Origin of the sequence: Abyssogena phaseoliformis symbiont OG214 (genome assembly GCF_016592595.1) — a bacterium.
Lineage (GTDB): Bacteria > Pseudomonadota > Gammaproteobacteria > PS1 > Pseudothioglobaceae > Ruthia.
Genome location: NZ_AP012977.1, coordinates 216,150 through 235,944, shown reverse-complemented (window position 1 = coordinate 235,944; position 19,795 = coordinate 216,150). Strand labels below are relative to the sequence as shown.

General features: G+C 35.7%; 35 protein-coding genes and 1 pseudogene. 28 read left to right on the top strand and 8 right to left on the bottom strand.

Annotation, left to right across the window (positions count from 1 at the left end; genetic code table 11):
- Nucleotides 1-84 precede the first annotated feature (84 nt).
- The 9 genes and pseudogenes from CVPH_RS01580 (at nt 85) to CVPH_RS01550 (ending at nt 5,851) form a co-directional block, all read left to right on the top strand.
- The gene (locus CVPH_RS01580; protein ID WP_201341793.1) at nt 85-534 is read left to right on the top strand and encodes a TRAP transporter small permease; all 450 of its coding nucleotides are present in this window, start codon (nt 85-87) and stop codon (nt 532-534) included.
- 89 nt (nt 535-623) lie between these two features.
- Complete coding sequence (locus CVPH_RS10635) at nt 624-1,001, top strand: TRAP transporter large permease subunit (protein WP_281064655.1); 378 nt, start codon at nt 624-626, stop codon at nt 999-1,001.
- Nucleotides 1,002-1,057: 56 nt separating this feature from the next.
- Nucleotides 1,058-1,582 (top strand): annotated as a pseudogene (locus CVPH_RS10630) (TRAP transporter large permease subunit).
- 28 nt (nt 1,583-1,610) lie between these two features.
- Nucleotides 1,611-1,805: a TRAP transporter large permease subunit gene (locus CVPH_RS10625; protein ID WP_281064654.1), complete on the top strand. Its 195-nt coding sequence runs from the start codon at nt 1,611-1,613 to the stop codon at nt 1,803-1,805.
- A gap of 364 nt (nt 1,806-2,169) precedes the next feature.
- The gene (locus tag CVPH_RS01570) at nt 2,170-2,325 is read left to right on the top strand and encodes a hypothetical protein (RefSeq protein WP_201341792.1); all 156 of its coding nucleotides are present in this window, start codon (nt 2,170-2,172) and stop codon (nt 2,323-2,325) included.
- A complete protein-coding gene (mraZ, locus tag CVPH_RS01565) occupies nt 2,325-2,777 on the top strand; it encodes a division/cell wall cluster transcriptional repressor MraZ (RefSeq protein ID WP_201341791.1) in 453 nt (150 codons plus the stop codon). The genes CVPH_RS01570 and mraZ overlap by 1 nt, the downstream gene beginning before the upstream one ends.
- Complete coding sequence (gene rsmH / locus CVPH_RS01560) at nt 2,774-3,697, top strand: 16S rRNA (cytosine(1402)-N(4))-methyltransferase RsmH (protein ID WP_201341790.1); 924 nt, start codon at nt 2,774-2,776, stop codon at nt 3,695-3,697. The genes mraZ and rsmH overlap by 4 nt, the downstream gene beginning before the upstream one ends.
- 1 nt (nt 3,698) lies before the next feature.
- Nucleotides 3,699-3,971: a cell division protein FtsL gene (locus tag CVPH_RS01555; RefSeq protein ID WP_201341789.1), complete on the top strand. Its 273-nt coding sequence runs from the start codon at nt 3,699-3,701 to the stop codon at nt 3,969-3,971.
- Nucleotides 3,968-5,851: a peptidoglycan D,D-transpeptidase FtsI family protein gene (locus tag CVPH_RS01550; RefSeq protein ID WP_201341788.1), complete on the top strand. Its 1,884-nt coding sequence runs from the start codon at nt 3,968-3,970 to the stop codon at nt 5,849-5,851. The genes CVPH_RS01555 and CVPH_RS01550 overlap by 4 nt, the downstream gene beginning before the upstream one ends.
- Here the strand turns inward: CVPH_RS01550 and dnaG are convergent.
- Complete coding sequence (gene dnaG / locus CVPH_RS01545) at nt 5,848-7,632, bottom strand: DNA primase (RefSeq protein WP_201341787.1); 1,785 nt, start codon at nt 7,630-7,632, stop codon at nt 5,848-5,850. The two genes, CVPH_RS01550 and dnaG, sit on opposite strands and share 4 nt — an antisense overlap.
- A 41-nt stretch (nt 7,633-7,673) precedes the next feature.
- Here dnaG and CVPH_RS01540 point away from each other — a divergent pair, with 41 nt between their 5' ends.
- The 3 genes from CVPH_RS01540 (at nt 7,674) to prfB (ending at nt 10,058) form a co-directional block, all read left to right on the top strand.
- A complete protein-coding gene (locus CVPH_RS01540; protein ID WP_201341786.1) occupies nt 7,674-8,570 on the top strand; it encodes an LpxL/LpxP family acyltransferase in 897 nt (298 codons plus the stop codon).
- Between the two features lie 73 nt (nt 8,571-8,643).
- On the top strand, nt 8,644-8,904 hold the full coding sequence (gene rpsO, locus CVPH_RS01535) for a 30S ribosomal protein S15 (RefSeq protein WP_201341785.1): 261 nt from the start codon (nt 8,644-8,646) through the stop codon (nt 8,902-8,904).
- Nucleotides 8,905-8,963: 59 nt separating this feature from the next.
- Nucleotides 8,964-10,058, top strand: a complete 1,095-nt coding sequence (gene prfB, locus CVPH_RS01530; RefSeq protein WP_201341784.1) for a peptide chain release factor 2 — start codon at nt 8,964-8,966, stop codon at nt 10,056-10,058.
- An 82-nt stretch (nt 10,059-10,140) separates the two neighbouring features.
- Here prfB and CVPH_RS10620 read toward each other — a convergent pair whose 3' ends face one another.
- Entirely contained in the window at nt 10,141-10,242 is a 102-nt protein-coding gene (locus CVPH_RS10620) for a winged helix-turn-helix transcriptional regulator (protein WP_281064684.1), read from the bottom strand.
- A gap of 152 nt (nt 10,243-10,394) precedes the next feature.
- Between CVPH_RS10620 and CVPH_RS01520 the strand changes: the two genes are divergently transcribed.
- Both CVPH_RS01520 and CVPH_RS01515 read left to right on the top strand, forming a co-directional pair.
- Nucleotides 10,395-10,571, top strand: a complete 177-nt coding sequence (locus CVPH_RS01520) for a hypothetical protein (RefSeq protein WP_201341783.1) — start codon at nt 10,395-10,397, stop codon at nt 10,569-10,571.
- 171 nt (nt 10,572-10,742) lie between these two features.
- Complete coding sequence (locus CVPH_RS01515; RefSeq protein ID WP_225879752.1) at nt 10,743-10,943, top strand: hypothetical protein; 201 nt, start codon at nt 10,743-10,745, stop codon at nt 10,941-10,943.
- Nucleotides 10,944-10,950: 7 nt separating this feature from the next.
- On the opposite strand, the gene CVPH_RS09935 is transcribed toward CVPH_RS01515, so the two are convergent.
- From CVPH_RS09935 to CVPH_RS09925, 3 genes are read right to left on the bottom strand one after another with little or no spacing between them, the layout of a single operon-like run.
- Nucleotides 10,951-11,136, bottom strand: coding sequence for a type 2 periplasmic-binding domain-containing protein (locus tag CVPH_RS09935; RefSeq protein ID WP_225879751.1), 186 nt, complete (start codon nt 11,134-11,136; stop codon nt 10,951-10,953).
- A gap of 32 nt (nt 11,137-11,168) precedes the next feature.
- Nucleotides 11,169-11,447, bottom strand: a complete 279-nt coding sequence (locus tag CVPH_RS09930; protein ID WP_225879750.1) for a type 2 periplasmic-binding domain-containing protein — start codon at nt 11,445-11,447, stop codon at nt 11,169-11,171.
- On the bottom strand, nt 11,428-11,754 hold the full coding sequence (locus tag CVPH_RS09925) for a LysR family transcriptional regulator (RefSeq protein WP_225879749.1): 327 nt from the start codon (nt 11,752-11,754) through the stop codon (nt 11,428-11,430). The genes CVPH_RS09930 and CVPH_RS09925 overlap by 20 nt, the downstream gene beginning before the upstream one ends.
- A 113-nt stretch (nt 11,755-11,867) precedes the next feature.
- Between CVPH_RS09925 and CVPH_RS01505 the strand changes: the two genes are divergently transcribed.
- The 7 genes from CVPH_RS01505 to CVPH_RS01470 all read left to right on the top strand — a co-directional run bounded on the left by CVPH_RS01505 (nt 11,868) and on the right by CVPH_RS01470 (nt 15,935).
- The gene (locus CVPH_RS01505) at nt 11,868-12,080 is read left to right on the top strand and encodes a catalase-related domain-containing protein (RefSeq protein ID WP_201341781.1); all 213 of its coding nucleotides are present in this window, start codon (nt 11,868-11,870) and stop codon (nt 12,078-12,080) included.
- Nucleotides 12,081-12,116: 36 nt separating this feature from the next.
- Entirely contained in the window at nt 12,117-12,398 is a 282-nt protein-coding gene (locus tag CVPH_RS01500; protein ID WP_201341780.1) for a ferritin family protein, read from the top strand.
- 58 nt (nt 12,399-12,456) lie between these two features.
- Nucleotides 12,457-13,788, top strand: coding sequence for a glutathione-disulfide reductase (gene gorA / locus CVPH_RS01495; protein WP_201341779.1), 1,332 nt, complete (start codon nt 12,457-12,459; stop codon nt 13,786-13,788).
- A gap of 106 nt (nt 13,789-13,894) precedes the next feature.
- Nucleotides 13,895-14,368: a hypothetical protein gene (locus CVPH_RS01490; protein ID WP_201341778.1), complete on the top strand. Its 474-nt coding sequence runs from the start codon at nt 13,895-13,897 to the stop codon at nt 14,366-14,368.
- Nucleotides 14,369-14,542: 174 nt separating this feature from the next.
- A complete protein-coding gene (locus CVPH_RS01485; protein WP_201341777.1) occupies nt 14,543-14,764 on the top strand; it encodes a hypothetical protein in 222 nt (73 codons plus the stop codon).
- Nucleotides 14,764-15,198 (top strand): RHS repeat domain-containing protein, encoded by a 435-nt coding sequence (locus CVPH_RS01480; RefSeq protein ID WP_201341776.1) that lies wholly within the window; start codon nt 14,764-14,766, stop codon nt 15,196-15,198. Before CVPH_RS01485 ends, CVPH_RS01480 begins: the two co-directional genes overlap by 1 nt.
- 383 nt (nt 15,199-15,581) lie before the next feature.
- Entirely contained in the window at nt 15,582-15,935 is a 354-nt protein-coding gene (locus CVPH_RS01470) for a hypothetical protein (protein WP_201341775.1), read from the top strand.
- Here CVPH_RS01470 and CVPH_RS10435 read toward each other — a convergent pair.
- Nucleotides 15,932-16,159 carry a hypothetical protein gene (locus tag CVPH_RS10435; RefSeq protein ID WP_245396170.1) on the bottom strand — a complete coding sequence of 76 codons (228 nt, stop codon included), beginning with the start codon at nt 16,157-16,159 and terminating at the stop codon, nt 15,932-15,934. The two genes, CVPH_RS01470 and CVPH_RS10435, sit on opposite strands and share 4 nt — an antisense overlap.
- 165 nt (nt 16,160-16,324) lie before the next feature.
- Between CVPH_RS10435 and CVPH_RS01460 the strand changes: the two genes are divergently transcribed.
- From CVPH_RS01460 to CVPH_RS01445, 4 genes are all read left to right on the top strand, one after another.
- Nucleotides 16,325-16,711, top strand: coding sequence for a hypothetical protein (locus CVPH_RS01460; RefSeq protein ID WP_201341774.1), 387 nt, complete (start codon nt 16,325-16,327; stop codon nt 16,709-16,711).
- Nucleotides 16,686-16,961, top strand: coding sequence for a hypothetical protein (locus tag CVPH_RS01455; RefSeq protein ID WP_201341773.1), 276 nt, complete (start codon nt 16,686-16,688; stop codon nt 16,959-16,961). Before CVPH_RS01460 ends, CVPH_RS01455 begins: the two co-directional genes overlap by 26 nt.
- A gap of 127 nt (nt 16,962-17,088) precedes the next feature.
- Nucleotides 17,089-17,358, top strand: coding sequence for a hypothetical protein (locus tag CVPH_RS01450; RefSeq protein WP_201341772.1), 270 nt, complete (start codon nt 17,089-17,091; stop codon nt 17,356-17,358).
- Nucleotides 17,345-17,473, top strand: coding sequence for an RHS domain-containing protein (locus CVPH_RS01445; RefSeq protein WP_201341771.1), 129 nt, complete (start codon nt 17,345-17,347; stop codon nt 17,471-17,473). Before CVPH_RS01450 ends, CVPH_RS01445 begins: the two co-directional genes overlap by 14 nt.
- Nucleotides 17,474-18,158: 685 nt before the next feature.
- Here CVPH_RS01445 and CVPH_RS01440 read toward each other — a convergent pair.
- Both CVPH_RS01440 and CVPH_RS01435 read right to left on the bottom strand, forming a co-directional pair.
- Nucleotides 18,159-18,302, bottom strand: coding sequence for a toxin-antitoxin system HicB family antitoxin (locus CVPH_RS01440; protein WP_201341770.1), 144 nt, complete (start codon nt 18,300-18,302; stop codon nt 18,159-18,161).
- Nucleotides 18,303-18,445: 143 nt separating this feature from the next.
- On the bottom strand, nt 18,446-18,823 hold the full coding sequence (locus tag CVPH_RS01435; protein WP_201341769.1) for a thermonuclease family protein: 378 nt from the start codon (nt 18,821-18,823) through the stop codon (nt 18,446-18,448).
- Between the two features lie 48 nt (nt 18,824-18,871).
- Here CVPH_RS01435 and hisI point away from each other — a divergent pair, with 48 nt between their 5' ends.
- Genes hisI through tatA form a run of 3 tightly spaced genes read left to right on the top strand, consistent with a single transcriptional unit; the run spans nt 18,872 to nt 19,793 of the window.
- Complete coding sequence (hisI, locus tag CVPH_RS01430) at nt 18,872-19,252, top strand: phosphoribosyl-AMP cyclohydrolase (RefSeq protein WP_201341768.1); 381 nt, start codon at nt 18,872-18,874, stop codon at nt 19,250-19,252.
- Entirely contained in the window at nt 19,245-19,562 is a 318-nt protein-coding gene (locus CVPH_RS01425; protein ID WP_201341767.1) for a phosphoribosyl-ATP diphosphatase, read from the top strand. The genes hisI and CVPH_RS01425 overlap by 8 nt, the downstream gene beginning before the upstream one ends.
- Before the next feature lie 18 nt (nt 19,563-19,580).
- A complete protein-coding gene (gene tatA / locus CVPH_RS01420) occupies nt 19,581-19,793 on the top strand; it encodes a twin-arginine translocase TatA/TatE family subunit (RefSeq protein WP_201341766.1) in 213 nt (70 codons plus the stop codon).
- Nucleotides 19,794-19,795: the final 2 nt, after the last annotated feature.

The window sequence follows — 19,795 nt, the reverse complement described above, 5'->3', positions numbered from 1 at the left end:
CATCACTGCAGTTCAGCAATGTAATGTAATGTTAAAAACTAAAAAAATGATACAACAGTTTGTGCAAAATGAGTTGTGCCACTTATGATGAAATTGTCCAAAATTCTTAATCACGTTGAGCAGTGGCTGATTACATTATTATTAGTCACAATGACACTATTAACCTTTTCACAAGTTGTTGCCCGATATGTATTTAACTCAGGTACAATTTGGGCGTTAGAAGTCACTACTTATTTATTTAGCTTGGCTAATCTTACTAGGCCGCATCCTATGTTATTAAATGTGGCGCGCATATTGCTGTTGACAGCGCGGTCAATCTTTTTTCTGAGAAAAATCGAAAAAAATAACACTTTTTCCATATCTGCTTGCATGGTATTTGTCATTATTATGTTCATAGGTAGTTATGAATACATTTCATTGCTAAAAGCAATTGAAATTAAAATGGGAGATTTGCCAATACTTGGATGGCAAGCAAAAATCATCTTACCTCTTAGTTTTGCACTGATGTTTTATCGGCTTTTGTGGAAGTTATGATTAATGTTATTAAAGACAAAACCCTGCTCATGTACTTTGCTGATTTGCACACTATGCACACTAATGATTATCAAGAGTAGTCAAAAATAATGGTAATTTTTGTCTTGTTTTTCATGCTTTTTGGTCTAATAGCATTAGGCGTGCCTGTGGCTTTTTCCCTAGGCTTATCCAGCGTTAGTGTGATTTTATTATTTGGAGATGAATCTCTAGCCTCTCTTGCTGGGCATATATTTAGCTCAATGGAGCACTATACTTTAATAGCCATTCCATTTTTTATATTAACGTCCTCCTTTTTGTCAAAAGGTGGCGCGGCACAACGCTTGGTTGACTTTGCGATTGATAGTATTGGCTGGATTAAAGATGGCTTACCAATGGCATCAGTACTGGCTTGCATGATGTTTACTGCTGTATCAGGCTCATCACCTGCCACTGTTATTGCCATTGGCTCTATGTTATTGCTGGCATAGTTAAAGAAGGTTACCCACAATCTTATGCTGCAGGCGTGATTAGTTCTGCTGGCACTATGGGCATCTTAATTCCACCTTCAATTGTTATGATGGTTTATGCAACTGTTACTGAAGTATCGGTGGGTAGGATGTTTTTATCTGGTGTTATTCCAGGGTTGATTATCGGTTCAATGATGATGATTGCCATTTACTTCACCGCTAGAATCAAAGGCTATCCAAGTGTATCTTATTAAGGGTATGAAGAATTTAGCAAGGTCTTTCACCAAGGCCTCAGGTGGATTATTCTTAGTTGTTATTATCATGGGTGGCATCTACGGCGGTGTGTTTACACCCACTGAAGCAGCGGCAGTGGCTGCAGTATAGCCTTTATTTTAGGCGTTTTTGTTTATAAAGATATAAAAATAAAAGATATTTCTTGGGTCATTATAGACTCAGCAAAAACTTCAATTATACTGATGTGCATTATTACAAATGCAATGCTATTTGCTTTTGTATTAACTAACGAGCGCATTCCTCATGAGATTGTAGAAGCGATTATTTCTTTTGGTTTGCCTGTTTGGGGGGTTCCTACTCATTGTTAACTTAATATTACTCATTGCAGGTAATTTTATGGAACTATCAGCAGTACTGCTCATCATGGCACCCATCTTGTTTCCAATCGCAATAGAACTTGGTATTGATCCAATTCACCTTGGTATTATTATGGTTGTTAATATGGAAATTGGCATGCTAACGCCGCCTGTGGAGCTTAACTTATTTGTTACCTCAAGCATTTACAGGCATGCCTTTAATAAGCGTCATTAAATCAACACTGCCATGGTTGTTATTGATGCTACTATTTCTAATAATGATTACCTTTATTCCCCAAATATCTATCTATTTACCCACCTTGTTAATGGGTCCAGAAGTCATAGGTGGCTAGTTAGTATAATTTTGGAAGGTGTAAAATATTTGCTATTGTATCAATAGCAAAACAACACAATCACACTATATAAGAAAAGAATGAATTTCTAAACTTCTCACTTAGATAAAAAACCCAAGTCAAAACTATCGTTAACAACTTTTTTACTACAAAGACAAATTTTTAAATTGTTTTAAATAAAAGTGGAATAAAGTGTCTAAAAGTGTCTAAAATTTTCCATAAAGTTATATTAAAAGGAGTTCTTGTATGAAAAAAAAATTGAAGCTTGTACTCAGTGTTTTAGCTCTGATAGGTGCACAACAAAACCAAATAAATAATACCAAACCATTTTTAATTATCACCATTGTGGCTTTAATATTAGGTGTCATGGCTTATATGCAAAAATATCAGCAACATCGCTAATGTTCAGAGGGGTGCACAATTTAAGCGTTGACACCAAGGGAAGGGTAAAAATGCCAACACGCCACCAAACGCAAATTGATGAAATTTGTTCAGGTAAGATGGTACTGAGTATTCATCCAGAGGATGAATGTTTGTTGTTGTATCCTTTAAAAGATTGGCAAATATTGGAAGAAAAAATCAGTGCCTTGCCTTCGTTAAATATCCACACAAAACGACTAAAACGCAAACTCATTGGTCATGCTACTGATTGTGAATTGGACAAGGCGGCGCGCATTCTAATTCCTTCAACACTTAAACATTATGCCCATATAGATAAGAAAATTATCATGAGTGGTCAAGGGCATAATTTTGAATTATGGGATGAGAATACTTGGCATAAACAATTTGACAATCTTGACACACTCAGTAAACAAACCCAAATCCCAATAGAAATTGCCCAATTATCGCTATGATGTCTAATCACCACCAATCTGTGATGTTTAATGCATCAATTGATGCACTTAATATAAAAACTGATGGCATTTATATTGATGCAACTTTTGGTCGTGGTGGTCATGCTCAAGGCGTATTGAACAAGTTAGATAAGCAAGGAAAATTAATCGCCTTTGACCAAGATATTAGTGCGATTGAATACGCCCATAAAAATTTTACTGATAATCGCCTAACCCTTATTCACAGCGCATTTTCAAATATGCTAAGTATCATAACTCAGCAAGGATTAATAGGTAAGATTGATGGTGTTTTAATGGATCTTGGTGTCTCATCACCTCAGTTGGACAATGCACAACGTGGTTTTAGCTTTAAGGCTGATGGCCCACTAGATATGCGTATGAACCAAACCACAGGCGTCAGTGCCACACAATGGCTAAAGTCGGCCAATGAGGAAGAGATTGCCAATGTTATTTATCAATTTGGTGATGAAAAAAAATCACGACATATTGCTACTAGAATCAAAAAATACCAACAAAACCACACATTAGAAACCACTTTAGTGCTTGCCAATATTGTTAGTGAAGTAGTAAAAGGGCAAAAAAACAAACACCCTGCCACACGAACTTTTCAAGCCATACGTATCTTTATCAACCAAGAACTTAAACAGCTTGAAGCTGTATTGGAACAGTCCAAAGATGTTTTAAGCAAGCATGGTAGGCTGTCTATTATTAGTTTTCACTCGATTGAAGATCGTATTGTTAAGCGTTTTATTCAAAAAAATTCACGACAAAAAACCCTACCAAAAGGCTTGCCTATTATTGACTATAAAATTGAAAAAACTTGCCTGAAAGATTTAGGCAAGCACTTTGCTAGTAAGGCAGAAATTAGTAGCAATTCCCGTGCTCGAAGTGCAATTTTACGAGTAGCAAGCAAAAATTAAAATGTCCTTAAATATCAACAAAACCAAGCTTAATATTGCACTAATATTAGGTGTGGTTGTGTTGAGTATTTTAACCATCTCTTGGCATCATCAAATATATCTTTTATATACTCAATCAAAACGTATAGAGACACGAAACCACCAATTAATCGCTCTGCATAAGCAATTATTAATTGAACAATCACAAACAACCAGTGGTAGCGCCATTAAAGCCAAAGCTTTAAAAATATTAAAAATGCAAGCGCCTAAAAGACAAAGAGAATTGTCATTATGAGTGGAAAAATATCAACCATTTCAAAAACATTGATGCTAGGACGGGTGCAAAATTACTGGCGCAGACAAGGTGCAGTTAAATATTTTTTTGTATTTCTTTTTAGTGTTTTTGCTTATCAAACCGCCTCTATATCACAATCTAATATCACAAGTTTGTCAATACAAGACAGGGCTGATTATCAAGCCGTTAATTTAGAGACAAAAATTGCCCAACGAGGTGATATTCTAGATAGAAACGGACATATCCTTGCCAGTAATTTACTGTTAAAACGCCTTAATTTAGACCCAACACTGATTCAGGTCGAATTTATTCCCAAATTAGCGCACGTCCTAGATATAAAAGTTCAAACGCTCAGTAAGTTACTCGTATCAAAACGAAAAATTGGTTCAAGATATTTGATTATTAAGAATAATATCACACTCACCGACCCTATTATTAACAAATTAAAGCAATTAAAATTAATGAGAATTTCAGTCTGTACAAATAAAAAGATGGCTAATAAATTAAGTTTCATTGAACACGCCTTAAACACCTTAAACTTACAAAAGACAAAAACAACCTACGTCCTTGTTAAACGATGCAAAAAAGCAAGAATTGCTGGCGTAGCATTACAACAAGATACGAAAAGATACTATCCAAAATCTGCCTCGTTAGCACCACTATTAGGTCGAGTTAATGCCAACAAAAAAGGCACTTCTGGCATTGAGGGAGAATTTGAAAATAGCCTTGCTGGGCGTAATGGACAAACGCTGATTAATTTTAAAGTTGGCACCGATGAAGCGTATTTCAATTCTAAAACAATCACTCAAAAACAACAAGGGCAAAACATAATGCTGACTATTGATACTGACATTCAATACCATACTTATGAAGCCATTAAAAAATCGGTTCAAAAGCATGAGGCAGATTCAGGCTCAGCCATTATTCTTGCACCAAATGGTGAAGTGCTGGCGATGGTCAATTACCCTGCTGATAATCCAAATGATAATAGCACTTATAATGCTGAACATTATCGTAATAGAGTACTGTCTGATAAAGTAGAGCCAGGCTCAACCATGAAACCATTCACCATGCTTTTGGCATTGGATAAAAACCAAATAACAGCCACTGAAGATGAACTTATTGATGTTTCAAAACGCATTGGTCATATCAAGCCAGATGGCAAATACAAGCAAATGACAATTAAAAAAATATTGCAAAAATCTCACAATCTTGGTACTGTTAATGTCTCCGAAAGGCTTGAGCCAGAAGCCATGTACAACACTTGGAACAAGCTGGGATTTGGCCATCAACTAGGCCTTATACCAAGCATTGAAAATTCTGGCTCATTGAGACACTTTAGTTCATGGGCATTAAGTGACAAACGCACCTTATCATTTGGTCATGGGCCAATGGAGACTAATCTGGCGCAATTGGCTAGAGCTTATTTGGTATTTGCCAATGAAGGTGCTATGCCGCCATTAAAACTGGTTAAAAATACCAGTACCTATGAGGACACAACTCAAGTATTTAACAAACAATCTATTGCAAAAATTGCTCAATTATTAAGCGCAGTCACTTCAAATCAAGGGTCTGGATATCGAGCACAAATCAAAGGCTACAACGTGGCTGGAAAAACAGGAACAGCAGAGATGGTGGTTAATGGATCATATAATAAAAAAGGCGCTAAGCGCACTTTCTTTACCGGCTTTGTGCCTGTTAAAAAACCTAAATATATTATGGCAGTAAGGCTTGATTATCCTAAAAAATGCTATACCTCTTGGAACCCTAATCTTCGTAGTAAATGCGAAGGGTCAAACTCAGCAGCAATGGTATTTAAAGAGGCAATGGGACACATTTTAACCAATGACACTTCAATCAAATTAAGCATGAAAAACTAACTCTTGAGTTTGCCTTTTCTTGCCTGTAAACTTTTTGTATATTCTGCTTCATTTGTAATTAATAAAGCACTTTCTTGTTTTTGTTTTTCTTCAATCTTTAACAAAGCATCCAAAAATTCACCCTTATAGTCGTAATTTTTTAATACTTTTTTCTTATTGTATAGATTAAGCAATTGTTGTTTTTTCTGAGGGAATGGCTCTATCATACCCTCCAAAGCAATATCCTCTTGTAACAAAGCCGAATTAGCCAACTCTTGCAACACATCTGCATCATTAATTTCTCTCACCCTGAGTTCTATCGTTTCATCAACCATAGAAGGATGGTTTAGTAACAAGCCAATCATTTGATCAATTAATGAATTACTACTCTTGGTGGGTATTGGTGTTAATGCTTGATAATTTTCATCACTATCATAAAAATCAGCCATGGGCGGCTCTTCATAATTTGGCGGCATATCAAATGTATTAGTTTGAGCGGGTGCATCTTGCCGATCTAATATGGATTTAACCTGTTCAACACTTTGCTTGACTTCGTCTGCTAACCCTTCTAATAGCTGTTGCTGGTAAGTTTCATAATTTATTTTTCCCAGTAACGCCGATACTTTTTCTAAAAATAAAGTTTTACCTTCAATCGTGCCAAAATCTACCTCTGCCTTGATATGGCTAAATAAAAATTGACTCAAGAGTTGTGCATTTTCAACACGTTTTACAAATACTTTGCTCGGTTCTTTTTTAACCAAAGTATCTGGGTCTTCGCCATCTGGCAAAAATAAAAATTTAACAATCATGCCAGCTTTAATTACTGGCAAAGTAATATTTAACGCCTGCCAAGCGGCTTTTTTTCCTGCCTTATCGCCATCAAAACAAAAAATAATGGTGTTTGTTGTGCGCGATAAAATATTTAAATGCTCTATTGTAGTTGCTGTGCCTAACGCAGCAACCACTTGTGATATGCCTGCTTGATGAAGAGCAACCACATCCATATAACCTTCTACTACCAAAATATAATCAATCGAGCGTGAATATTTACGCGCATGATACAAGCCATAAAGCTCTTTTGATTTTGAAAAAATAGGCGTTTCAGGTGAATTTAAATATTTTGCCTTGGCATTATTATCAAACGCCCGACCGCCAAAGGCAATAATATTGCCTTTGGCATTGTGAATGGGAAACATAAGGCGGTCTTTAAAAAAATCGTAATATTGCCCTGAACGATATTGGTCATCACCCAACAATCCCATCGCTTTTAAATCGGCAATATTTTGATCATTTTTTTCAAATTCAGATAGTAAGTTGCTACTAGGTGGTGCAAAACCCAGTTCAAAACGTTTGGCAATTTCGCCGCTAATGTCTCTATTTTTAGCGTAATTAACCGCTTTGTCTTTTGCAGGAGATTGTTTTAATTGCTGAATATAAAACTGACCAACTCGTTGCATTAAATCTCGATAACGAGCTAATCTTGAATCTACAGGCTTGGTATTCTCATCATATACCACACTGATTCCTGATTCGCCGGCAATGGTCTCTATCGCCTCAACTAAGCCTAAGTTATCAAACTTCATAACAAAGTTAATTACACCACCGCCCTCTCCACAACCAAAACATATATACACTTGTTTTTCGGCTGAAACGCTAAATGATGGGGTTTTTTCATGATGAAATGGACAACATGCTTTGTACTCTTTGCCTGCCTTTTTAAGTGACACACGCCGATTAATTATGTCAACAATATCTACACGGTTAGGTAAATCATCTTTAAAATCTGTATTAACAAACGGCATTTTCTATAATCAATATTTAAGACATTTAAAATTATATTTTAATGGCAAAAACAAAGTTCTATCATCCTAGATTTATACCCACTTGGACTTTAATTGGCTTGATGAAACTAAGCGCTAAGTTACCGCTTAAAATCCAGTTAATGATGGGCAAAATAATAGGCAGAATACTATATCCACTATTAAGCAGATTCAGGAAAATTGCTTTTGTGAATATCTCTAAATGCTTTCCTAATAAAAACAAAGTTCAAGTAACTCATTTAGTTAAACAACATTTTGAAGCACTAGGCATTGGACTGTTTGAAATATCAAATTGCTTTTATTTGAGCGACAAAAGACTCAAGCAACGCTATCACATTGAAGGCGCTGAGATTTTACAAAATGCCTTAGATAAGCAACAAAATATCATTTTACTCGTTGGACATTTTACAACCATGATGCTTGCTGGCAGAATGCTATTACAAAACTTTGATTTTGCTGATGTTTACCGCCCACAAAATAACGCCTTATTTGACAATCAAATGCAAAAAATATTCACCCAACATGGTAGTTTGATGATTAAGGCGAAAGACACAAAAACTCTAATTCGAACTCTAAAATCAGGCCTGCCTATTTGGTACACGCACGACCAAGATTTAGGTGCTAAAATCAGCACATTTACACCTTTTTTTGACATACAAACTGCCACCATAAAAGCCACAGAGAAACTAGCCTGTATTGATAATACGGTCGTTATTCCCTTATCCTTTACTCGTCAACACACGACTTACATACTAGAATTTTCTCCTGCTTTGGCGGGTTACCCTAATAACAAATCCCAACAAAATACACAACTAACCAACCAAATATTACAACAACAAATTTTAAAAGCACCAGAACAATATTTATGGATTCACAGACGCTTTAAAACCAGGCCAAATAATGAGCCATCTTTTTATTAACTTCTTTTTAAGAACAATAAAGCAATTAGCGTATAATTCATCTTTTTTTATTATTTTTGATTACAGGTTTATTATGTCGATTGATACCCAAACAATTATTAAAGAATATCAAAGCAAAACTAGTGATACTGGTTCAACCAATGTACAAGTTGCCTTATTAACAGCTCGCATCAAACACCTAACTGAGCATTTTAAAACTCATAAAAAAGACCACCATTCAAGAAGAGGACTACTACGTTTAGTTTCTCAGCGCAAGAAATTACTAACCTATCTTAGAGGTACTAATGCAACTGCTTATTCAAACTTGATTACTCGTCTAGGACTTAGAAAATAAGTTAACCCATTTTTATAAAAGCCCCGTTTGGGGCTTTTTTTTACACCTAAAATAATGCCATGGAACTTTCACCCACTTATCAAAAAATCCAAGATTTAAAGCAACGCACAATTGCTCTATCAATACACATTAGTTTAGAAGAAAAACAAGCCTGCCTAGAAGAGGTTTTATTGGACATGGAGAACCCAAACATCTGGGCAAACCCTAACCAAGCACAAGCCCTAGGGCAAGAAAAATCAAGACTAACATCAATTTGCCAAACCTTTGAGCAGGTGAATGCTATTTTAGAAGATGCGAAAGAGTTGTTAAACATGGCTCAAGCAGAAAATGATGAAGACACAGCAAATGGCGTCATTGATGATTTAGATGTCGCCCAATTTGCCATTGAAAAACTTGAATTTGAACGCATGTTTAGTGGCGATTTAGATGCCAACTCTGCTTATTTAGACATTCAATCTGGCTCAGGCGGCACAGAAGCCCAAGATTGGGCAGAGATGTTGCTGCGTATGTACTTACGCTGGGGTGAAAAACACAATTTTAAAGTTAAACTCATAGAGGTCTCAGCAGGGGAAGTGGCTGGTATCAAATCTGCCACTATTCACTTTGAGGGCGAATACGCATTTGGCTGGCTACGCACAGAAATTGGCATTCATCGCCTAGTTAGAAAATCCCCCTTTAATGCCAATGGTAAACGCCATACTTCATTTTGCTCTGTATTTGTATCCCCTGAAGTAGATGCTGATATTGACATTGATATCAACCCATCGGATTTACGCATTGACACTTATCGTGCTAGTGGTGCAGGCGGCCAACACGTTAATAAGACTGAATCAGCCGTACGCATCACTCACTTGTCCACTAACACCGTTGTACAATGCCAAGATGGTCGCTCACAACACACCAACAAAGACCAAGCCATGAAGCAATTAAAATCTAAACTTTATGAATTAGAAATGCAAAAGCGTAATGCTGAAAAACAAAGTTTAGAAGAGACTAAATCTGACATTGGCTGGGGACATCAGATTCGCTCTTATGTACTAGATCAATCAAGAATTAAAGATTTACGTACTGGTGTTGAATCTTCTAATACACAAGATGTTTTAGACGGTAATTTAGATCAATTTATTGAAGCGAGTTTAAAGGCTGGGTTGTAGTTGTTTTTGTTTTTGTTTTTGTTTTTTGGTAATTTTTACCCCATTTTTCTAACGATAAAATCGTATTTTTAAGTGACTCTCCCTATTCCGTAAGGCTATACTCGACTTTAGGTGGTACAACTTTATATACTTTTCGATGAATCAAGTCATCACTTTCAAGTTCTCTTAATTGCTTGGTAAGCATTCTTTGTGTAATATTTGGCATAAATTTTCTTAACTCTCCAAAAACGCTTTTTATCATCTATTAAATGATACTATATACCAATTATGTTCCTACTTGACAATAATATACTTTAATTCTAACATGGTTTTATTATCTAATTCATGGGAGATAAAATGAAAATATTACTAGTAACAGCAGGCTATTCAATTTTTGATGCCAAAGGACAACTAAACGGTTATTTAAGTTATTTAACTAATAATCATCTTAGCAAAAAAGGCCATAAAGTTAAAGTTTCAGATGTGACTAAAGATACTTGGAATGTAGATAGAGAAGTTGATAAACTCTTATAGACAGATGTGATTATTTATATTACGCCAATTATGTGGTTTAATATGCCAACACCTATGATCAAATGACTGGGCGAAGTTCTTTCATATCAAAAAATATTTATTATCACAGATGAATATGGCGAAGGCGGTCAAGTTCCAGCTGATAAATTTATGATTGTAACCACTTCTAATATGAAAAGTAGTGATTTGGGTAAAGGCTTTGTACTAAAAAATGCTCCGCATATTGATGACTTGTTACAACTTCTAATAATGACCAACCATTATTTAAGCATTCGCAACCAAGTCCCGGCTTTTCATGCAGATAATGTGATTGCAGGTGACACCAATTGGATTGAAAAAGACTATATTAAACATCTTGATAAATATCTTTAGAGTTTGATTATAAAAATAAACTTAACGCTAAAATATTTTCTTGATTTGGGTTGTTTTTACGATAAATAATACCTATATGACAAGATAATTTTTTTTGTTTTTTGTCAATAACTAGTGCTGGATATTTATCTAAAATACCACTATCTATAGCAATTTTTGGTAAAAAACTCACGCCAATTTCCATATTAATCATGGTTACTAGGGTTTCTAGGCTGAAACAGCATATTACGATACTTTGGTTTTATCAATATGGCTATTATCTAAAATATGGCTTCGCAGACAATGCCCTTGTTCTAATAATAGCAATTCGTTGTTTTGCGTATTCTTGTGTTTAACCAAAACCAAATCATCTTTTAAAATAGGGGTTTGAATAATGTTGATTTCTTCTTCAAACGGAAAGGCAAAAATGGCAAAATCTAATTTTAATTGCTCAACTTTCAGTAAAAGATTTTGACTGGTATCTTCAATAATAATGAGTTTAAGCTTAGGGGATTCTAGCGACAAAGTTTGGCAATAAATAGGCTGAAATGGTGATGGTAGATTCAAAAAAACTTAAATTAGCAATAACAACCAAATCTTGCATTGAAAATATAACTTTTTCGCCATATTTGGCAACTTTTTCGCCCAACAGAGTGAATAAAACAGACTTATTGGTTCTCTCAACTAACTTAACATTTAAATCCTGTTCTAATTTATTAATGCCTGCACTTAAAGTTGATTGACTAACAAAACAGGTTTTTGCTGCTTTGGAAAAATACAGGTACTGTTTAAGCGCTAATAGGTATTTTAAGTTCTTAAGTAGAGGTGTCATAATATTTATAATCGTTTTTATCGATTATTATAATCAATATTATTCGTTTTACTTAATAATTAAATTAATAATAGCACCCCAGCACCAATATCAACAGTTGCAGAAAACTGCCTATGCTCATAGAAGAAAATGCCTGGATAGAGCGTTTTGATACAATAGATGCGCAAGATTATTATCAACAAGCAGGTGATCTATTTAAACTGATGAACGAATTACAAAAAACACAATTAACTACTACGATTGCTGAAGGTTTAGCACAAGCCAGCCAACACAGCAACAAATGCTTGTGCAATTTAAAAAAGCAGATGTTGATTATGCAAATATAATTAATAGTATCATGAAAAATTTACAAGGAGAAAATCATGGCAAATGAAGGCTACGAAGCAGAAGAAAATTTAACACAAGAAACCAAGGACATGCACAAAGCAATTGTGTCTTTGATGGAGGAATTAGAGGCAATTGATTGGTATAATCAGCGCATTGACGCGTGTCGAGACAGCGAATTATCAGCAATTTTGGCACATAATCGTGATGAAGAAAAAGAACATGCGGTAATGGTGCTAGAGTGGATTAGACGCAAGGATAAGGCTTTTGATAAAGAGCTCAAAGACTGTCTTTTTACTGACAAGCCGATTGCACACTAAACCCAACAGGTTAGAGATTAAGGGGCCGGAGCCCCTTTTTATTTATTGGAGAAAAAAAATGACAAAAAATTATGATATGATTGCAATTGGTGCAGGTTCCGGTGGTCTTTCAGCCGTTGAACGCGCCAGTGAATACGGCAAAAAATGCTTAGTCATTGAGGTAAAAACCATTGGTGGCACTTGTGTGAATGTCGGTTGTGTGCCTAAAAAAGTGATGTGGTTTGCCGCCAATACTGCAACACAGATTAACAGCGCCCAAGGCTTTGGTTTTGATATTGAGGTTAAAAATTTCTCATGGAAAAAACTCAAACAAGGGCGCGATAACTATATCAAAGGTATTACCAACTGGTATGACTGCTATTTAGAAAAATTAGGGATTGATTATATTCATGGCTTTGGCAAATTAGTGGATAAAAACACGGTGTCTGTCAATGGTGAAGAATATACCGCTGACCATATCGTGCTTTCTCCAGGTGGTGAGCCATCTATTCCGAATATTGAAGGTGCCAAATATGGCATTACTTCAGATGGTTTTTTTGAATTAGAAGCATTACCCAAAAAAGTAGCGGTTATCGGTGGTGGCTATATCGGCGTTGAACTAGCTGGCGTATTGAATGCACTCGGCAGCGAAGTTGAGATTTTCGGCAGAGCCGATACCTTATTGCGTGGTTTTGACCCGATGATTCAACAAGCCTTGGATAAAGACTATACCGCTCACGGTATTACCCTTCATCACAGCACTACGATTGATGAAGTTTCAGCCGATAAAACGATATTTACTAATCACGGTGAATTCAGTGGTTTTGACCAAATCATTTGGGCAGTTGGTAGAGACCCAATGACGCAACACCTTGGTTTAGAAAATACTGGCGTTAAGTCTGACCAGCACGGTTTTATTCCAACAGATAAATTTCAAGTGACCAATGTGGATAATATTTTTGCACTCGGCGATGCCACAGGCAGAACACCGCTCACACCTGTGGCGATTGCAGCAGGCAGAAGATTATCTGATAGGCTGTATAACAATATGACCGATAGGCATTTAGATTGCAGTAACATTTCCACTGTGGTTTTCTCACACCCACCGATTGGCACTATCGGTCTCACGGAGATTGAAGCCAATAAAGAATTTGATAAAGTCAAAATTTACAAATCAGAATTCACCCCAATGGCAGATGCTTTACTTAACCACAAAACCACCACAGCACTTAAATTAGTCTGTGTGGGTGATGATGAAAAAGTCGTCGGCTGTCATATTATGGGACACGGTGCTGATGAAATGTTGCAAGGATTTGCGGTCGCCATCAAAATGGGGGCGACTAAAAAGCAGTTTGATGATACTGTTGCTATTCATCCGACTAGTGCCGAAGAATTAGTAACTTTAAGATAGTTATCATTTGACAAGGTCGAACCTTGTCAATAAGCTGCTATAAAATGCTATTTTTTTTAACTTAAAATAAAAAATTGTTGATCTAGAGCAATTCAACTAAAGCACTATGAAAATCAGATTTTTTGCATTTTTGTTATTAGGATTATTCTCTTTTAATTCTTATTCCGTTCCTCTTCCAGATTATGTTGACAATATACTTTCTCAAACACCTCATTATGTTTCTTGTGTTACCTCTAGTTATTCTGGTGTGTACGGTTGTTCCGTCGCTGGTACCAGTTGTAAATCGAGTTTTACTGTATTTCCCGATGGTGCTTGGATGAGTCTTGTCTGTTTAAGAGGAACAGGAGGAACAAGTAATAATCAAAAAGGTAACATACAACAATTTTTTTCGTCTAACTATTCTAGAGCTTGCCCAGATGATTATTTTTATTCATCAAGATTAAATAAATGCTCTAACAAAGACTTAGGCCAACATCAAAAGCAAACTGAAAAACAAAAAGGTAAGCCTATCTGCCCTGCTGGCAATCCTTGTGATACACTAGTGGTAATAAATATCAAACTAAGGTTGATTTTGACTTAAGTATTGAACATATACCAAGTTTTACGCGCTATTACAACAGTTTAGATAGCCTCTTATAAAGCCGATGATGGCACTGGGGTATATCAGGCAAACTTTAATCTAGGACATGGCTGGAGTGCTAATATTATCAGTCGCTCTTTAGAGCTTGATATTGAAAATAACACTATTTATGCTATGCGTGGTGATAACAAAGGCTTTGTTTTTAGTAAAAATGATAGTAATAACTGGAATGCAGATACAGATATCACACTCAGCCTTGTTGGGAATAGTGATGGCTACTTGTTTACCGATGTAGATGGCACAACTAAGGGTTACGGGCTAACTGGACAATTATTACAAATTACCGCCAAAAAACTGGCAAAGCCACAACCTATGCTTATAATAGTGGTAACTTAATGGAGAATGTCACTGGACATTATGGACATACACTTGAGTTTAGTTATAATGACAACAACCAACTTACTACACTGATCACGCCTAATAGCCGAGTTTATATTTATGCTTACGATGCAAATAATAATTTTCTGAGTGTTGCTTACCCTAACAGCCCAATAAAAACTTATCACTATGAAAATACCAACTTCCCACATCATTTAACAGGCATTACCAGTAGCAATGGTGTACGCTTTGCGACTTATGCTTATAGTAGTAATGGGCTTGCCATTACTACGCAGCACGCTACCACCACCAACCCTACTGCCCAAGAAAAAATCACATTCAATTATAACAGTGAAACCAAAACCACCCTCACTGATGCTAAAGGCATACAAGAAGTTATTACCTTTATTGAGCAACACAACAGCAAAAAACCTATTAGCAAAATCAACTAAATTGACAATAAAAGCTGCAAAAGACTGGGGACTTTGGCACTGATAACGCACGCATCACGGCTTATGAATACTTAAATACCGCCACCAAAAATCTTTACACCAAAATTACCACGCCTTCCATTTACAGCTCTGCTAATAAAGAAGTGTTGATTAGCCACAATACCAACAACCAACCAACGTAAACAACTGAGCAAACAAACGCAAATGGACTTGTCACTACCTATGGTTATGATGGTAATGCCCGCTTAGTAAATATCAATGCTACTGATGGCGCAACTACACAAACTATCAGTTATAGTTATGATGCCAAACGCAATCAAATCACACAAAACACCTACAACCCAAGCAATACGCTAACAAGGCAACTACAACACAACTATGATATGCGTGACAAGGTTAGCCGAATTAATAGTGGTGGCATCATCACCAATCTTACTCATAATGCCATTGGCCAGCTAACCCAAGCAACGAATGGCAAAAGCAACAGTCAAAGTTTTACCCATGATGTCCTAATGCGTAACACTCACGATAATTTAGCACAAGTAACTGACTTCAACGATAATACCGCTACTTACACCTATGATGACTTGGGCAACCTCAACACGCAAATTAGCCCAGATACGGGTACAACGACTTATACCTATGACAATGGGCAGGCCAATCAACTCACTCAAACTGATGCTAGAAGCATTACCATCACCTACAGCTATGATGCACTTAACCACTTAACCACTTAACCAGTATTAGTCACCTCAATACAACGCTGAATACCAACTTTAACTATGATGATAATACTGATGGGGTCAATGCAATTGGCAGGCTTAACCGTAGCGTAGATAGTAGTGGTACAACAAATTATCGTTATGACAAGTATGGCAATATTACAAACACCACTCATACAATTGACGGTTATAACTTTATCACCCATTATCAGTATAACGCCAATAATGATATCACTCATACCACCTACCAAAGTGGCGTGATTGTTGATTATGTTTACAACAACATTGGGGAAGTGATTGAAGTTGGTTTAACCAATACAAATAACTCTAGAGAAATATTAGCCATAAATATTACCCACTAACCATTTTGTCCAGTAAAGTCCTATACTTTAAGTAATGGACTTGTGCAAACCAACACCTTTGATTTAGGCTATAAACTCAACACACCAACCACCCAAAACATATTTGATAAAAGCTACAGCTATGATTTAAATGCCAATGTTGAGAGCATCAGTGCTACAAGCCTAACACTTGAAAGCTTTAATTGTGACACACTGGATAGACTGATTAGTGCAAATGGCGACTATGGTGATATCAGTTATGGCTATGATGCCAACCATAATCGCCTAACCAAATCTATTCTCACTGACAACAGCAAAGAACAAACACTCAACTATCAAAGCACGAATAATCACATTGATACAGTATCAATAACCAATAGTACCGCACCAACGCTCAGCACTTATCAATATGACGCCCTTGGTAATGTCATTAACAATAAGCGAGTTTAGCTTTGATTATGCTGATAATAACAGACTAAGCACTGTTAGCACTCAAGATGGTGTAGTGGCAAGCTACACTTACAATGCTACTGGCGAGCGTATTAAGAAAACCCTAGGCAATCAAACTTATTATTATCACTACAACCTTGATGGCTTATTGCCTTGGGAGTTTAATACTCAGAATGCAAGCTATACACATTATGTTTACTTACGAGACACAATTCTTGCTAGATTAGTCATTACTAAGACAAACAAATAAACATGGATATTTAAATAATAAATCATGTGCATATTAACAAAAAACATTACTGTCTTTTAGCTTTCTTTTATTTGCTAGTTTATTTAGCATTGCATTTGCTGGTATTACAATTCGTGACAACGCAACCTTGAAGTCACTTAACAACAATCCTGAAAAACTCAAAGACTACATAAATGAACATCAACATGTTCATCTCAAAACTAGAAATGGCGCTTGGACAAAAAATATTGTTTTGCCTAGTGGTGTTGATGAAGGCAAAAAGCTAACATTTGAAGTGAAGTCTTCTTGGGGTGTTAAACTTAATGACGGCATTCAGACACACAACCTAAAAAAAGGCGATAAAACCTCATGGACTTTTACACAGGGTGTTTGGACATCAGATAATGTTACATACTAGTATCCAAGTATATTACTATCATAACAACCACCTAGGCACACCACAAGCATTAACCGATAAAGACCAAACCATCGTTTGGCAAGCCAACTACACCCTTTTGGCACAGCAAATATAACAACAGAGCAAATCACCAACAACATCCGCCTCCCAGGGCAATACTTCGACACAGAATTCGGCGCACCTAAAGTCAGCCATAGCCAAATAAAAGAACCTATAGCTGCTCTTGCAGATTTATGAGATCAAGAAAAATGTGATTTGATACCTACTTTATGCCTAAAACTCCCTTCAAATTTACCGCCGTACAAGGATAATAAGAACTCTTGTAGTCCTTTAACTTCTAATAACTAAAAAAATCATTATGGCCGATATAACAAAAAAATACAATCCTAATTTTTTAGAGTGTTAATTATTTTGTATTTAATCGCTTTATTGATACCTTTTTTTGATGATATGTGGCTTCCTCAAAAAGATTTAGATGTACTTTCTTGGATGGGTTATTGGAGCAATAATTGAGTTGCCATTAGTGACTAATTGGTTCATTTTAATAGCTTGGTCTTTAACATTAATAGGAATGTATTATTTTATATATTTTTCAAGATTGGTTTTTTTATTTTTAACTATTACACTTACTATACTAAGTATTGTAAGTGGACTATCTGTAGTGACAGAAATTGATTTTTTTTGTTTGATGTTAGTAATATTTTAGATGGAACGATATTAGCTATGGCATATGCCCCTGACATATCTTTAATAATTAGGGTCATAATAAAAAAAATTGATGAGTAAATTACACTCTGACCCTAATTATTCTTAAGACTAATATGATTTTCACTTGCCAGTATTGATAAACCCCTATGAACTTCAGGCAAAACTCTAACCATAAACTTACCACTATACTGCTTAGTTGATAAAGGCTCAGGAATTGCTTCATTAGCTTTTTTCACATTGTTATAATACTACTTTTGATATCAAAAATCAATTAATTTGCCATACTTATTTCCTAATCCAAAAATAGGAATAAAAAAATAAAACCCTGCTGGTATAACGGTTTCAAATAAGAAACTAATAGGGATTAGACTTGCGCCACTCATAGGGCTTGATAGGTGTTTTTGTAAGAATACGCCATACCCGACTCAACCATTAACTTGCCAATATTAATATCTCCTTTATAAACACGTACTAAAACACGATGATAATGGTCAATCTCGATAGGGGTAATTAATAATCTTCCGGGTGTTTTTCTTAACAGTTTTTTCAAATACCCTTTGGATAATTGACCACAGTCAGTAGTTTGGTGTTGTATTTTCTTGCAAGTTTGTGTAATTTCTGGTGTGTCAATACCTTTAATACGCATTTTCAAACTATCACTATCAACGATATACAAGGTTTTTTCACTATTTAGTACAAAGTCATCAATAGCAAAGACTCTGCCTATTAGTAACAAATAGAAAATAACTAATTTCATAGAATTAAAGCGGTAAAATTAGCTATTTTATAGCGTAGTAACACTACAATGAATGCATTGGAACAAGTTAGATTTGATGACAAAGGTTTAATTCCAGCAATCGCTCAAGACTTTCAAACAGGGGAGATTTTGATGTTTGCTTGGATGAATCAAGAATCTTTAGCGCTGAGTGTTGAAAGACAACAGGTGGTATATTACTCCCGATCACGTCAAAAGCTTTGGTTTAAAGGTGAGCAGTCAGAACACACACAACTCATTAAAGAAATCTTTACAGATTGCGACAATGACGTTATCCTACTCAAGGTTGAACAAGTTGGAGGGATTGCTTGCCATACAGGTAGAAAATCTTGTTTTTTCCAAAAGTTAGATGAAAATAACTGGAAAACCATTGCTAACATATTAAAATATCCGAAAGATATTTATGGATGATATACTAACAAAATTAGAACAGGTTTTAGAACAAAGAAAATCTGCTAAAGCAGATGAATCGTATGTCTCATCTTTATACAATAAAGGCATGGATGAAATTTTAAAAAAAATTGCTGAGGAGTCTGCTGAGGTGATTATGGCAGCTAAAGATGGTGCCAATGATAAAATCATCTATGAAGTGGCTGACCTTTGGTTTCACACGCTTGTACTGCTTCGTTCTAAAGAGATAAAAGTAGAACAAATAACGAATGAATTATCCAGACGATTTGGTCTGTCTGGTTTACAAGAAAAAGCCAATAGAAACAACTAAACAATAGGAGAAAAAACCATGCTGCCAGGACCGTTTGAACTGATTATCATTTTAGTAATCGTACTACTTCTTTTTGGCGGAAAACGCTTAAAAAACATTGGTGGTGATTTGGGCAATGCCATTAAAGGTTTTAAAAAATCTATAAAAGAAGAGCCAGCCGACCAAATTGACACAAAAGATGATATTGTTGAAGCCAAAATCATTAAAGAAGATACAAAACAAGAAAAATAAAC

Coding starts and splice junctions, on each gene's coding strand:
- CVPH_RS01580 (WP_201341793.1), top strand. CDS start 85: ATGATGAAATTGTCCAAAATTCTTAATCACGTTGAGCAGTGGCTGATT.
- CVPH_RS10635 (WP_281064655.1), top strand. CDS start 624: ATGGTAATTTTTGTCTTGTTTTTCATGCTTTTTGGTCTAATAGCATTA.
- CVPH_RS10625 (WP_281064654.1), top strand. CDS start 1,611: ATGGAACTATCAGCAGTACTGCTCATCATGGCACCCATCTTGTTTCCA.
- CVPH_RS01570 (WP_201341792.1), top strand. CDS start 2,170: ATGAAAAAAAAATTGAAGCTTGTACTCAGTGTTTTAGCTCTGATAGGT.
- mraZ (WP_201341791.1), top strand. CDS start 2,325: ATGTTCAGAGGGGTGCACAATTTAAGCGTTGACACCAAGGGAAGGGTA.
- rsmH (WP_201341790.1), top strand. CDS start 2,774: ATGATGTCTAATCACCACCAATCTGTGATGTTTAATGCATCAATTGAT.
- CVPH_RS01555 (WP_201341789.1), top strand. CDS start 3,699: ATGTCCTTAAATATCAACAAAACCAAGCTTAATATTGCACTAATATTA.
- CVPH_RS01550 (WP_201341788.1), top strand. CDS start 3,968: ATGAGTGGAAAAATATCAACCATTTCAAAAACATTGATGCTAGGACGG.
- dnaG (WP_201341787.1), bottom strand. CDS start 7,632: ATGCCGTTTGTTAATACAGATTTTAAAGATGATTTACCTAACCGTGTA.
- CVPH_RS01540 (WP_201341786.1), top strand. CDS start 7,674: ATGGCAAAAACAAAGTTCTATCATCCTAGATTTATACCCACTTGGACT.
- rpsO (WP_201341785.1), top strand. CDS start 8,644: ATGTCGATTGATACCCAAACAATTATTAAAGAATATCAAAGCAAAACT.
- prfB (WP_201341784.1), top strand. CDS start 8,964: ATGGAACTTTCACCCACTTATCAAAAAATCCAAGATTTAAAGCAACGC.
- CVPH_RS10620 (WP_281064684.1), bottom strand. CDS start 10,242: ATGCTTACCAAGCAATTAAGAGAACTTGAAAGTGATGACTTGATTCAT.
- CVPH_RS01520 (WP_201341783.1), top strand. CDS start 10,395: ATGAAAATATTACTAGTAACAGCAGGCTATTCAATTTTTGATGCCAAA.
- CVPH_RS01515 (WP_225879752.1), top strand. CDS start 10,743: ATGAAAAGTAGTGATTTGGGTAAAGGCTTTGTACTAAAAAATGCTCCG.
- CVPH_RS09935 (WP_225879751.1), bottom strand. CDS start 11,136: ATGATTAATATGGAAATTGGCGTGAGTTTTTTACCAAAAATTGCTATA.
- CVPH_RS09925 (WP_225879749.1), bottom strand. CDS start 11,754: ATGACACCTCTACTTAAGAACTTAAAATACCTATTAGCGCTTAAACAG.
- CVPH_RS01505 (WP_201341781.1), top strand. CDS start 11,868: ATGCTCATAGAAGAAAATGCCTGGATAGAGCGTTTTGATACAATAGAT.
- CVPH_RS01500 (WP_201341780.1), top strand. CDS start 12,117: ATGGCAAATGAAGGCTACGAAGCAGAAGAAAATTTAACACAAGAAACC.
- gorA (WP_201341779.1), top strand. CDS start 12,457: ATGACAAAAAATTATGATATGATTGCAATTGGTGCAGGTTCCGGTGGT.
- CVPH_RS01490 (WP_201341778.1), top strand. CDS start 13,895: ATGAAAATCAGATTTTTTGCATTTTTGTTATTAGGATTATTCTCTTTT.
- CVPH_RS01485 (WP_201341777.1), top strand. CDS start 14,543: ATGCGTGGTGATAACAAAGGCTTTGTTTTTAGTAAAAATGATAGTAAT.
- CVPH_RS01480 (WP_201341776.1), top strand. CDS start 14,764: ATGGAGAATGTCACTGGACATTATGGACATACACTTGAGTTTAGTTAT.
- CVPH_RS01470 (WP_201341775.1), top strand. CDS start 15,582: ATGCGTGACAAGGTTAGCCGAATTAATAGTGGTGGCATCATCACCAAT.
- CVPH_RS10435 (WP_245396170.1), bottom strand. CDS start 16,159: ATGAGTGATATCATTATTGGCGTTATACTGATAATGGGTGATAAAGTT.
- CVPH_RS01455 (WP_201341773.1), top strand. CDS start 16,686: ATGTCATTAACAATAAGCGAGTTTAGCTTTGATTATGCTGATAATAAC.
- CVPH_RS01445 (WP_201341771.1), top strand. CDS start 17,345: ATGTTACATACTAGTATCCAAGTATATTACTATCATAACAACCACCTA.
- CVPH_RS01435 (WP_201341769.1), bottom strand. CDS start 18,823: ATGAAATTAGTTATTTTCTATTTGTTACTAATAGGCAGAGTCTTTGCT.
- hisI (WP_201341768.1), top strand. CDS start 18,872: ATGAATGCATTGGAACAAGTTAGATTTGATGACAAAGGTTTAATTCCA.
- CVPH_RS01425 (WP_201341767.1), top strand. CDS start 19,245: ATGGATGATATACTAACAAAATTAGAACAGGTTTTAGAACAAAGAAAA.
- tatA (WP_201341766.1), top strand. CDS start 19,581: ATGCTGCCAGGACCGTTTGAACTGATTATCATTTTAGTAATCGTACTA.